General features: G+C 28.6%; 13 protein-coding genes. 4 read left to right on the top strand and 9 right to left on the bottom strand.

From position 1 onward, the window contains the following. Positions 1–218: 218 nt before the first annotated feature. The 3 genes from CSPA_RS12175 to CSPA_RS12165 all read right to left on the bottom strand — a co-directional run bounded on the left by CSPA_RS12175 (position 219) and on the right by CSPA_RS12165 (position 3,263). A complete protein-coding gene (locus tag CSPA_RS12175; protein ID WP_015392578.1) occupies positions 219–1,031 on the bottom strand; it encodes a hypothetical protein in 813 nt (270 codons plus the stop codon). A 139-nt stretch (positions 1,032–1,170) separates the two neighbouring features. Beyond that, the gene (locus CSPA_RS12170) at positions 1,171–2,601 is read right to left on the bottom strand and encodes a sensor histidine kinase (protein ID WP_015392577.1); all 1,431 of its coding nucleotides are present in this window, start codon (positions 2,599–2,601) and stop codon (positions 1,171–1,173) included. Positions 2,602–2,606: 5 nt separating this feature from the next. Next, entirely contained in the window at positions 2,607–3,263 is a 657-nt protein-coding gene (locus tag CSPA_RS12165; RefSeq protein WP_015392576.1) for a response regulator transcription factor, read from the bottom strand. A 223-nt stretch (positions 3,264–3,486) separates the two neighbouring features. On the opposite strand from CSPA_RS12165, the gene CSPA_RS12160 reads away from it, so the two are divergent. The 3 genes from CSPA_RS12160 (at position 3,487) to CSPA_RS12150 (ending at position 5,654) form a co-directional block, all read left to right on the top strand. Then, positions 3,487–3,951 carry a hypothetical protein gene (locus CSPA_RS12160; RefSeq protein WP_015392575.1) on the top strand — a complete coding sequence of 155 codons (465 nt, stop codon included), beginning with the start codon at positions 3,487–3,489 and terminating at the stop codon, positions 3,949–3,951. Between the two features lie 16 nt (positions 3,952–3,967). Continuing rightward, a complete protein-coding gene (locus tag CSPA_RS12155; RefSeq protein WP_015392574.1) occupies positions 3,968–4,276 on the top strand; it encodes a DUF4190 domain-containing protein in 309 nt (102 codons plus the stop codon). A 199-nt stretch (positions 4,277–4,475) separates the two neighbouring features. Further along, complete coding sequence (locus CSPA_RS12150; RefSeq protein WP_015392573.1) at positions 4,476–5,654, top strand: TPM domain-containing protein; 1,179 nt, start codon at positions 4,476–4,478, stop codon at positions 5,652–5,654. A 107-nt stretch (positions 5,655–5,761) separates the two neighbouring features. Here the strand turns inward: CSPA_RS12150 and CSPA_RS12145 are convergent, their stop codons facing one another. From CSPA_RS12145 to CSPA_RS12135, 3 genes are all read right to left on the bottom strand, one after another. Further along, complete coding sequence (locus CSPA_RS12145) at positions 5,762–6,559, bottom strand: TIGR00266 family protein (RefSeq protein ID WP_015392572.1); 798 nt, start codon at positions 6,557–6,559, stop codon at positions 5,762–5,764. 94 nt (positions 6,560–6,653) lie between these two features. Next, complete coding sequence (locus tag CSPA_RS12140; RefSeq protein WP_015392571.1) at positions 6,654–7,265, bottom strand: DedA family protein; 612 nt, start codon at positions 7,263–7,265, stop codon at positions 6,654–6,656. A gap of 38 nt (positions 7,266–7,303) precedes the next feature. Then, positions 7,304–7,825 carry an NUDIX domain-containing protein gene (locus CSPA_RS12135; RefSeq protein ID WP_015392570.1) on the bottom strand — a complete coding sequence of 174 codons (522 nt, stop codon included), beginning with the start codon at positions 7,823–7,825 and terminating at the stop codon, positions 7,304–7,306. A 303-nt stretch (positions 7,826–8,128) separates the two neighbouring features. On the opposite strand from CSPA_RS12135, the gene CSPA_RS12130 reads away from it, so the two are divergent. Further along, entirely contained in the window at positions 8,129–8,407 is a 279-nt protein-coding gene (locus CSPA_RS12130; RefSeq protein ID WP_015392569.1) for a GNAT family N-acetyltransferase, read from the top strand. A gap of 125 nt (positions 8,408–8,532) precedes the next feature. On the opposite strand, the gene argF is transcribed toward CSPA_RS12130, so the two are convergent. The 3 genes from argF to CSPA_RS12115 form a co-directional block, all read right to left on the bottom strand. Beyond that, positions 8,533–9,528: an ornithine carbamoyltransferase gene (gene argF / locus CSPA_RS12125; RefSeq protein WP_015392568.1), complete on the bottom strand. Its 996-nt coding sequence runs from the start codon at positions 9,526–9,528 to the stop codon at positions 8,533–8,535. 373 nt (positions 9,529–9,901) lie between these two features. Beyond that, a complete protein-coding gene (locus CSPA_RS12120) occupies positions 9,902–10,243 on the bottom strand; it encodes a hypothetical protein (RefSeq protein WP_015392567.1) in 342 nt (113 codons plus the stop codon). Positions 10,244–10,476: 233 nt separating this feature from the next. Then, on the bottom strand, positions 10,477–11,490 hold the full coding sequence (locus CSPA_RS12115; RefSeq protein WP_015392566.1) for a hypothetical protein: 1,014 nt from the start codon (positions 11,488–11,490) through the stop codon (positions 10,477–10,479). Positions 11,491–11,829: the final 339 nt, after the last annotated feature.

Raw genomic sequence — 11,829 nt, 5'->3', positions numbered from 1 at the left:
AGGAACATGCAGAAATGGGTGCAACCTTCCACTTAGAACCTTCCAGCGAAAATTTCACTAGTCCTGTGGAAGATAAATGTATCTGATTTCGGTAATTGTTGCATAAGTCTAATTTTCGCTTTGGATATCTATAATATAAAACAAATCCAGCAGAAACCCCAAAAGTTTCTACTGAATTTTAAATCAAAAATATTACATGCTATTTTATATATAATTTTCTATTTTTCATTTGTTGCTCTTTCATACTCATAATCTGCATATGTCCCTACTGAAAAACCATCAACTTTGCCTGTGAATGGACTAACGAAAACCTCAACTTTTTTAGATGAATCATTTTCATCTACATAAAAAACATGATATTTTTGAGCAATCAAGCACTTAGGCTTTTCTATATTTCCTAATTTATGTTGTTTAATGAAATCTTCAGCTGTACTCTTTAATTGATCTTGGCTAATTGTTAGCTTAGTCTTAGATTTATCCATATATCCTTCACTAACCATTACAGTATCAATTTCCTTAGTATTTTCATTAAAATCAAAAAAATAACTTTTATTATCATCAATCCAACCAGTTTGAACCATTCCATGTTTTATTTTTTGTACCCTCTCTTTAAGTCCATTATCATTTTCTTCAGCGAAGGCTAATCTCTTATCACATTCTTCTTTTGAAATTTCCTTTTTATCATACATTTCCTGTATCCATTTTTTTTCTTGAATCTTTATTGCATCCAAAGTCTTTTCATTTAATATACCTGCGCTGAACTTAAAATTATCATTTTCTTCAAATGTTATGTTAAAATAATCTTTTAAAATTTCTAAAGATTTCTGTTTATAAGCTTCCTTTTCTGCACCAGTTACTTTACCAGTACCATCATCTTGTTGATCCTTTGAAGTATCCTCTTTAGTATAAACAACATTTTGTTTCACTGTATCAGCAAAAGCTCCTTTAATATTAACTTGACCAATTAGAGCACTAGCAGATGCTGTTACTCCTACAACTGCTAAAGCTGCAATTATTTTTTTTGAAAACATAATGATTCCTCCACATATTTAAAATATTCATTTGTGAATAAGTACTTATCACTCTTTAATTATAAAATTTAAATGTCTCAGAAGTTTATTTCAATTGTAAAATAGTTGTAAAACTCACCCTTTGAATAAATTATTTATTTTAGTTATTAAAAATTAAACTTACCTCTGTCCCTTTTCCTAATTCACTATTAATTTCAATATCTGCATTGTGAACTTCCACTATCTTCTTACAAATAGAAAGTCCTATCCCTGCTCCATTACTTTTTCTACTTCTTGCCTTGTCAACAACATAAAATGGCTGCCATATTTTATCTAAATGTTCTTTAGCCATTCCTGAACCAAAATCAGATATAGAGATATAAGTCTTATTTTCTAAAACTGATACTTTTAAATATATTTTAGAGTTACTTTCAGAAGCTTTAATTGCATTTTCAATCAAATTGCATAGTGTCATCTTAATTAAGTCCTTGTCCATATCAAATATGCAATCTTCCCCTTTAATAATTAATTCAATATTTTTCTCCTCAAGTTTAACTTGAAAAGATTTTTCTACTTCTTTTATTATTGGCATTATTTTTTCAGGCAATAGCTCAATTTCCTGAGTTTTTGCATATATTAAATCCATCATCTTAAAAGCCATCTTTTCAAGTCTTTTTCCTTCCTTATAAATATAATCTGCTGCTTCAAAAAATAATTCTTCATCATATTTTGAGGTTCTAATTAAATTTGCATATCCAATTATAGAAGTTAATGGCGTCTTAAGTTCATGAGTTAAATTATTTATAAAAGTTTCTTTTTCAATATTAGATATTTCTAATTCATTTATTTTATCTTCTATTGTCTGTGCCATCAAATTAAAATTATTTGAAAGCATATTAAATTCATCTTTTGATTTAAGCTTTACCCTTTCAGAGTATTTTCCTGACGATATTTTTTGAGTTGATGCTATTAATGTATTTATTGGTTTTGTTATTAATCTACTTATAAAATACATAAAAACAGCAAAAATAGTACAAATAAGAAGATCCAATTTCATAAATAGTACATATTGATTCATTTTTTCTTTATATATGTTAGAAATATTTTTAGAGTAGAGTATTTTTAATGGAGTATTATATACTTCAACCAAGCTACTTACATATAAAAATTGCTTTCCCTCCAATGTACGAATAATATAGTTGGTTTTTCCTTCTGAAAGGGCTTCTAATTCCTGTTTTTCCTTTGAAACAGGAAATTCTAAGTCTGAATACAATATTTTATTTTTCTGATCTAAAATTTCTACTCTCCCATGCTCATCAGCTTCAGGATTAATCAAACTTTTGTATTCTCCCATCAAAGCGCTTATTGACATATTAATATCGGGAGAAGAATCTAAATAATATACTTTTTGCAAAGCCAAAGAATTAATATTAAATTCTGTAACAATAAACTTTTGTTCTGCAAGACATTTATCAACTTCTTTTTCTAATAAATCATTATGTAACTTTTGAATTAATATAAATCCTGCAATATTCAACGTAAATATAAGTAATAATAAGGAAAAAAGATATATTTTTTGCCATAACTTCATATCTGTTACTCCTCTAATCTATATCCAATTTTATATACAGTTTTTATATATTCTGTTATCTCTAATTTCTTTCTAAGTTTTTGAATATGGGTATCTATTGTCCTTGTTTCACCCATGTATTCATATCCCCATACTTTTTCTAATAAATATTCCCGAGATAAGGCTATATTTTTATTTTTTACTAGCATTAGAATGAGTTCAAATTCTTTAAGAGTAAGTTCAATTATCTCATCAGCTTTTTTTACTATTCGTTCATCTTCATATATTTTCAAATTTTTAAATTCTATGCAATCATTATTTTTAGAATATCTCCTCAAAACCACTTCAATCCTCGCTAATAACTCAACAGTTTCAAAAGGTTTTACAATATAGTCTTCTGCACCTGATTTTAAACCTGTAACCTTGTCAGCCAGTCCATTTTTGGCTGTCAAAAATATCACTGGTGTATTTAATTCTCTTATTTTCTCCATTAATTCAAAGCCATCCATACCTGGCAGCATAATATCCATAAGTATTAAGTCAAAAGCTTCCTCTTTTAATAAATTATAAGCTTCTACTCCATCAAATATCTGCTTACTTCCATAACCAGCCATATTCAAATTTATTTTTATTAAATTAGAAATAGCCTCATCATCTTCTACAATCAATATATTTATTTTCAATATTCTTCCCCCTAATACTCTATCATCTTTTAGTAAATTTTAATTTATACGATATATTTCCATTATATACTATAATTTTCATATAAAATGTAAAATAGTTGCAAAATTTAATTAGAATATTTTCAAAAAAACACATATATTTTACTTTATCTAAGATTTTTGCACAAATAATCATATCATGGTATAATTTCACTGGAAAATATAATTATTAGGGAGGAAAAAAATGAAAAAGTGGGAAGTTGATGTTGATGGGGTTAAACATGTAATTCAATACAAGGCTGGAATTACAAGAAAAATTATTGTTGATGGTGAAAAATATAAAGCAAAATCATCAAACATGTTTATTAATGTAATTGATTATGGTATTACCTTTGGTAATACAGACTGCAAATTAGTAGTAATAGGAAACAAAGCTGATTTAGCTGTAAACGGTACTTTTCTTGGAAGCCAAAAACCATATGAACCAGTTAGTAATGTAGCTTCATGGGTATGGATCTTTGTAGGTTTAAGTATATTAGGCGGATACTTGATTGCTGGATTACTTAGTCTTCTTGTTGGTATTTTGGGGAGTATGCTTTATATTCAATTTGGAATTCAAAAAAAGAATGGTAAAGTGATAGGATCTTTTGTAGCTTGTACTGTAATTCAATTATTAATTTTATTCGCTTTGGCATCAATATTATATTAATTTTAAGGTAAATGTTATGAATACAGATAGCAACAATATAATTAAAGAATCCCAAAAAGCAATAGTAACAAATCAATTTTCAAAAAAAAATAATGGCCTAGCTGTAGCATCACTAGTATTTGGAATTATTTCTTTAGTGCTTTGTTGGCTCTTGATCTACTCAATAATTACCAGCATCACAGGAATTATTTTAGGAATTATAAGCATTGTACAAAAACGTGATGGCTTTAAGATTGCTCTAGCAGGTCTAGTTACATCAATAATTGGTTTATTACTAAGTATATTATTTTCAGCTATAGTAATACTTGGTTTCTTTATGTATTAATAAAATACGTAATATCTCTATAAAAAATACTAGGATAAACTGCTTAAAAGCAAAATATTCTAGTATTTTTATCTTATTTATATTAGTATAACATTTTCAAAATATGCTATAATGTATTTGTTATGGTAAATTTATACTACATAAAATAATTTAAACATCAAAAATTGAAAAAGATTTTTAAGTAAAAGGAGAAATATTTATGAAAATAGGAAAGATTTTTTTATTAAACCTTCTATTCATATTTCTATTGTCAATTGGTGTTAGTGCCTCTGGAAAATATATTGTAGATGATGCTAAAGTTTTAAAACAAGAAACACTTAATACTGTTGAAGACAACTTAGCAAAAATAGAAAAGAATACAGAAGTAACAGTTAAATTTGATTTAGTTCAATCTTTGGGTGGTAAAAGTATTGATGATTATGCTAAACAATATGCAAAATCAAATATAAGCGGAGATCAATACATTTTATTTGTAAGTTCAATTGGAGATAAAAAAAATAAGCTTTTAGTAGGTTCAAAAGCAAACAGTATTCTTTCAAGCTCAGATATAGACAATATTGTATCTCTTCCAAACCAAGATTTTAAAGCTAACAATTTTGATGCTGGAATCATTAAGGTTGGAAAAGCTCTTGATGAAAAAGTTACAACTAAGGCTGTAAAATCAGGCAAAGCTCAAGTTGTTAAAGATGATTATTCTACTAAAGTCGAACACAAGACTAGTAGTGGAAGCATATTTGGTACAATAATTATTATTGCAATAATTGGTGGAATAATCTTTTTTATAATAAGACGTAAAATTAATAGCGATTATGAAAAGAGAAAAAAGCAATTTGCTCAAGACAATAATTTAGATTCATATATGGACTCGGAGGATGAATCTTTTCGTTCTGCTAATATGAAGAAAGGTCAAACCTCTAACAATTCATACTCTTCATTTAATAATAATAGTAATAATACTGGTTATAACTCATCAAATAGGTCATATAATGATCCATATATGCCAAATGGTAATTCAACAGTTAACCATACAACTATAATAAATAACAATGATGATAGGTTTGTAGAAGGAATGATGATGGGCAGTATTTTATCAGATTCAGAACATCAGCACCATCATAACCATGAGTATTCTGATGATTACAGAGAATCAGATAGATCACATAATAATGACTCTAATAATGCAACTTATACCTCTGGCGATTGGAATGTTGATTCTAGTACAAGCAGTTGGGGTGACAGTAATTCAAATGATTCCTCTTCCTCTTGGGATTCTAATTCAAGCTCAGATACTTCAACTTCTAGCTGGGATGCTGGTTCAAGTTCTGATTCATCATCTAGTTGGGATTCAGGTAGCAGTTCAGGTTCAAGTGACTGGTAAAATATATAATAAGCAGTAGTTTATTCTAAACTACTGCTTAATTTTCTAATAGTACATTTTTGTAAAACTCTAGAAATATACTGTATTATGTATTATATACATTTGAATTAATTATCACCATCGAAAATATTGCCAATCATTCCAAGTACGCTACCTTCTTCTTTTCTACTACCACCTGCACTTGGTGCTGCTGAAAATACACGTTCTGCTAATCTGCTGAATGGTAAACTTTGAATCCATACCTTGCCTGGCCCTGTTACTGTGGCAAAGAAGACTCCTTCTCCACCAAATAGTGTATTTTTAATTCCTCCAATAAATTGTATGTCATAATGTACTCCTTGAGTCATGGCAACTAAGCAACCTGTATCTATTTTTAAAATTTCACCCAATGCCAAGTCTCTTTCAACTATTGCACCACAAGCATGAATAAAAGCCATTCCATCTCCTTCTAACTTTTCAAGAATAAACCCTTCTCCACCAAAAAAGCCTACACTTAATTTTTTTCTAAAATCTATACCAACAGATACTCCTTTAGCTGCACAAAGGAATGCATCCTTTTGACAAATTAGTTTTCCTCCTAATAAACTTAAATCCATAGGAAGAATTTTTCCTGGATATGGTGCTGCAAAATATGCTTTTTCCTTTAATTGTCCTGCATTTGTAAAGGCTGTCATAAATAAGCTTTCCCCTGTAAGTACTCTTTTTCCTGCTGAAAAAAGCTTATCCATAAAACCATTTGATTGCTGTTTAGAACCATCTCCAAATATAGTTTCCATTTGTATATTTGGATCTATCATCATCATAGAACCAGCTTCAGCTATTACTGTTTCTGCTGGATCAAGCTCGATCTCAACGTATTGCATATCATCCCCATAAATTTTATAGTCAATTTCATGTGCATACATAAATTCATCTCCCTTAATATTATTTTTTACTAATAATTTAATAATATTTTATATTATGCATTTTAACAATATAAAATTCACAAGCATCTTAAAATTACTTCTCTGAATTTTCTTTTGTCTTTTTTAATCTATAACAGTTGATCATGTAAATGAGAATAATGAGTATTACAATAGATATACCAATTATTATAAAATATCTTTTAAATAAATAATGATACTTTTCCCAGTTAACTCCAAGGTAATCTCCTAACAACATAAAAACTGTTGTCCAAATAACGGCTCCTATATATGCATAACCTGCAAATTTTTTATACGGCATATTAATAATTCCTGAAAAATACCCTGTAACATGCCTTATTCCAGGAATAAAATATGCTACTATAAGGATTTTATTCCCATATTTATCAAACCATTTTGAAGTTTTTTCTATTTTACTTTTATCTAAGTGAAAATAACGTCCATATTTTTCAAAAAAAGTTATTTCTAATGCTCTACCAATATAATATGATAATGTAATACCACTACATATACCAATTGTAGCAATTACTATGCTTAACCCCAGATTCATTTTGCCTTCTGAAACAACATATCCACAATAGGTCATGAGCGTTTCACCTGGTAAAGGCAAGGCCAATAATTCTAAGAATAAAGCTATTAATAGAACAATATATCCATAATGATTAAATAATTCTAATACATTTACCATTCTTTTACTTCCTATCTTAAGCACATCGCTATTTCAATTTAACTAATATTATTTAAAATCTCTATAGTTTTATTTAAAAAGACTAAATCTCTATTACGAATAAACTTTCCCACATAATTATCTGGCATATCATTTTTGAGAATATCAATGGCCTTGTCTAAAGGAACCCATTTTAATAAGAAGCCATTATCTATTTCTTCATCTGTAAATGCTGGTTTACTGGTCTCTCCTACGGCTTTAGTGTAATAGCAGTAGGATATTTGAAGCTGCTGAAATTTATCCCTGTACTCTATTATTACACCTACTTCACCTAAAACTCGAATATCAGTCCCAACTTCCTCCATAACTTCACGATTTAAAGCAATATCTATGCTCTCATCTGCTTCAATTCCACCACCAGGCAACTTATGATATTTATTTTTTGAAACATAAAGCAATGCTATTTCACCCAAATCATTTAATATAATTGCTCTTGATGCTTTTCTAAGCTTATATATATTCTCACTATTTTTACCATCATATCCTATATCTTTTTCATAAATTTCTTTTATCAATTCCATGCCTTCCAATTTCCTCCTCTAAAAAAAACAACTAGTTAATAGTTAAATATTACTTTTTATTATATACCATAAAACATAGCTTTTTTCTAATATAATACATTATGTTAATAAAATTTAATATGATGCCAATAATGAATAATTATTAAAAACTAGCACAACTAGTCAAGATACATTATAATTATACTTATAAAAAATTGATTTTGCCACGTTTAATTAACACTGAATAAAGATTGATGCATCATTTTAAATAGTCAGGGCATTTTATTAAATAATAACAATATTTATTAGATTGGAGTGGTTATGATGATAAATTTAAAAGAAGGCAATAATAAGTTTTATTTAGGAGACAATGAAAATGATATAAAGGCAGAAGTGACTTATATAAACAGTTCAAATAATACACTTATACTTAATCACACTTTTGTATCAAAAGAATTACGAGGTCAAAAGATAGGTGCTCAACTAGTCAAAAGAGTAGTTGATTATGCAAGAGAAAATAATAAAAAAATAATTCCTCAATGTTGGTTTGCTGATGATGAATTTAAAGCTCACAAAGAATATGAAGATGTATTAGCAAAATAGATATTTATTTCATTTATATCTAGGTTATAAAAATTAAGGTTTTATAATTTTCTAGAAAATACTCAAAAGAGCTAGCTACTTTTATTAGGTAGTTAGCTCTAAATCCTTAAATTAAATAATATACGTTATGCCCCAATAGTTGCTAATATTACAGCTTTAATTGAATGTAAGCGGTTTTCAGCTTCATCAAAAACAACAGATTGTTTACCTTCAAATACTTCATCAGTAACCTCTAGCGCTGTTAATCCAAATTTTTCTCCTACTTCCTTCCCAACTTTTGTTTCTAAATCATGATAAGCTGGCAGACAATGCATGAAGATTGCATCTTTATTAGCATTTTCCATAACTTCCTTGTTTACTTGATATGGTAATAATAATTTTAATCTGCTTTCCCAAACTTCATCTGGCTCACCCATTGATACCCATACATCTGTATAAATTATATCTGCATTTTTTGTTCCTGACTTAACATCTTCAGTTAAAGTAATTGTAGCTCCACTTTCCTCAGTTATTATTTTACATGTCTCTACAAGTTCTTCGGCTGGGAATAATTCTTTAGGAGCACATGCAGTAAAATTAATTCCCATTTTAGCACAAGCAACCATTAAGGAATTTCCCATATTATTTCTTGCATCACCCATATATACAAAATTAAGCCCTTTTAATCTTCCAAACTTCTCTTCTATAGTTAAAAGATCTGCAATCATTTGAGTTGGATGAAATTCATCGGTCAATCCATTCCAAACTGGAACTCCAGCATATTTAGCTAATTCTTCAACTATTTCCTGACCAAAACCTCTATATTCAATACCATCATACATTCTTCCAAGAACTCTTGCTGTATCTGCTATACTTTCCTTTTTACCCATTTGAGAACCTGCTGAATCTAAATATGTAACCCCAAGTCCTAAGTCTCTTCCAGCAACTTCAAAAGCACATCTTGTTCTAGTTGAAGTTTTTTCAAATAATAGTACTATATTCTTTCCTTTTAATTTATCATGAAGAATTCCTGTCCTCTTTAAGGTTTTTAATTCCTTTGATAAATCCAATAAATATCTTATTTCTTGTGGTGTAAAATCTAGTAATTTCAAAAAATTTCTTCCTCTTAAATTTACTGACATAATTGCTCTCCTTTACTTTAATATTAATATTTTATATTTTAAAGGTATTATTCTAAAAATCTATTCTTATTCCTTCAATACTTTATAAAAACAGGTTGGATTTCTAGGTATAATTATACACTTATTCGTATTATTATGCAAATACTTTTCTTATGCTTTTAACATTAATGCACTATTCTTAATTATTATTGTTTGATTTAAAAATATATATTCAATATTTATAAATTCACTTATAATTCATAATACCAGGTATATAATCTTAGAAATAAATTTTCATCTTATGAATTGTAACTTAAAATAAAAAACTGAAATAAGATAAATATTTAATCCTATTTCAGTTTCTTATTCTTAGTATAAACTTTTTAATACAACTCTAATCAATAGCAGGTTGATATTGTTGTTGTTCACCTCTGAATGAATTTACAACTTCTGCTGTAATATCCTTTCCACCTGAACAATTCCTGTATAGTGCTCCTATTGTATAGATTGGCCCCCATGGAATGCCCCACCAGCCAGCTACTAAAGTTAATAGAGTGTATCCTAACCCTTTTACAAATGTACTCTCATCTTTTTTGACAAAATAGATATCTGACCCACGTTTAAATGTCATTATGCCAATTGAAATACAATACTGATAGATAACAAACTTCCCTCCAACTTGTAATTCATAATTTAGCTCTTCATTTGTCAATTCCTTAATTCCCCTAATTTTCACTCTTTTTCCCCCTAATCAATAATAATTACCGCTATATGTATTCCATAAAAATTATGGTTAAACATAATAATTATACTATTTTGTTTCCAATTCTGTAAAGTTATATATGTTTCATTATATATTGCATATTAGAAACTAAAAACTAGCTACAATTTAATTGCAACTAGTTTATATATAAATTTATAAATATTTAGTTATAAAAATCAAGGTTTATAAAAACACTAATTTAATATTTATTTTGAAGAAGGAGTAAATGCGTCTATCACTGCTGTTTCTTGTGTTGAGGTTATTGTTCCTGCTGTGACTAATTCATCAAGTTTACTCTTAAGCATGTTCTTATGTTCTCCACCTTTTTCATCACCTTGTGGTTTTAATGCATTTTCTATTGCTGTTTCTTTATCTGAAGTTATAGTTCCTGCTGTTACCAGATTATCCAAGGCTGTTTTAAAATCTCCTTTTCCACTTGTAAGTGCTGTTTCTATTGCTGTTTGATCATCTGATGTAATTGTTCCTGCTGTTACTAACTCTGCTAATTTAGTTTTGAACATTCCTTCATGACTTCCACCTTTAAATCCACCTTGTGGCTTTAATGCATTTTCTATTGCTGTTTCTTTATCTGAAGTTATAGTTCCTGCTGTTACCAGATTATCCAAAGCTGTTTTAAAATCTCCTTTTCCACTTGTAAGTGCTGTTTCTATTGCTGTTTGATCATCTGATGTAATTGTTCCTGCTGTTACTAAATCTGCTAATTTAGTTTTGAACATTCCTTCATGATTTCCACCTTTAAATCCACCTTGTGGCTTTAATGCATTTTCTATTGCTGTTTCTTTATCTGAAGTTATAGTTCCCGCTGTTACCAAATTATCCAAGGCTGCTTTAAAATCTCCTTTTGCACTTGTAAGTGCTGTTTCTATTGCTGTTTCTTCATCTGAAGTTATTGTCCCTGCTGTTACTAGCTCTGCTAATTTAGTTTTAATCATTCCTTCATGATTTCCACCCTTAAATCCATCTTTTGGTGTTATTGCTGCTTTAATAGCAGTTTCTTGATCTGACGTTATAGTTCCTGCTGAAACTAATGCAGTTAATTTATTTTCAAATCCATTATCTCTTCCTTGATGTTGAAACTTTCCAGTATTATTTGTTGTTTTGTCTGATGTTGCTGCAAACACACCTGTACTAGCGCCAACCATTAAGCTTGCTAAAATAATTCCTGTCATAACTTTACTTTTTATACTTTTACTTTTCATATTAAATCCATCCTTCCAAAATCTTTTTTATCAAAAATTATAATTTGTATCTCTTATTCGTCTTAATTATAAAAAAGTAATATTACAGTTTTGTCACAAAATTTAGTAAATTATGTTACAATTTAGCTTCATAAAAAAATAATGCCTATAAAATTTTTTAAACTGCTGTAAATAGAAATAAGTAAAAGTTTGCTTTGTCTTATGTGAAGATATCCAAATCGAAAATTAGACTTAGGCAACAATTAACGAAATCAGATACATTTATCTTCCACAGGACTAGTGAAATTTTCGCTGGAAGGTTCTAAATAGCGGCTTGTCGTCATTTCAGAGTGTTCCAGA

The sequence above is a fragment of the Clostridium saccharoperbutylacetonicum N1-4(HMT) genome (assembly GCF_000340885.1).
In the GTDB taxonomy this organism is placed as follows: domain Bacteria; phylum Bacillota; class Clostridia; order Clostridiales; family Clostridiaceae; genus Clostridium; species Clostridium saccharoperbutylacetonicum.
The sequence above is the reverse complement of the archived record's forward strand: the minus strand, read 5'-3'. Positions and strand labels throughout refer to the sequence as shown.

Coding starts and splice junctions, on each gene's coding strand:
- CSPA_RS12175 (WP_015392578.1), bottom strand. CDS start 1,031: ATGTTTTCAAAAAAAATAATTGCAGCTTTAGCAGTTGTAGGAGTAACA.
- CSPA_RS12170 (WP_015392577.1), bottom strand. CDS start 2,601: ATGAAGTTATGGCAAAAAATATATCTTTTTTCCTTATTATTACTTATA.
- CSPA_RS12160 (WP_015392575.1), top strand. CDS start 3,487: ATGAAAAAGTGGGAAGTTGATGTTGATGGGGTTAAACATGTAATTCAA.
- CSPA_RS12155 (WP_015392574.1), top strand. CDS start 3,968: ATGAATACAGATAGCAACAATATAATTAAAGAATCCCAAAAAGCAATA.
- CSPA_RS12150 (WP_015392573.1), top strand. CDS start 4,476: ATGAAAATAGGAAAGATTTTTTTATTAAACCTTCTATTCATATTTCTA.
- CSPA_RS12145 (WP_015392572.1), bottom strand. CDS start 6,559: ATGTATGCACATGAAATTGACTATAAAATTTATGGGGATGATATGCAA.
- CSPA_RS12140 (WP_015392571.1), bottom strand. CDS start 7,265: ATGGTAAATGTATTAGAATTATTTAATCATTATGGATATATTGTTCTA.
- CSPA_RS12135 (WP_015392570.1), bottom strand. CDS start 7,825: ATGGAATTGATAAAAGAAATTTATGAAAAAGATATAGGATATGATGGT.
- CSPA_RS12130 (WP_015392569.1), top strand. CDS start 8,129: ATGATAAATTTAAAAGAAGGCAATAATAAGTTTTATTTAGGAGACAAT.
- argF (WP_015392568.1), bottom strand. CDS start 9,528: ATGTCAGTAAATTTAAGAGGAAGAAATTTTTTGAAATTACTAGATTTT.
- CSPA_RS12115 (WP_015392566.1), bottom strand. CDS start 11,490: ATGAAAAGTAAAAGTATAAAAAGTAAAGTTATGACAGGAATTATTTTA.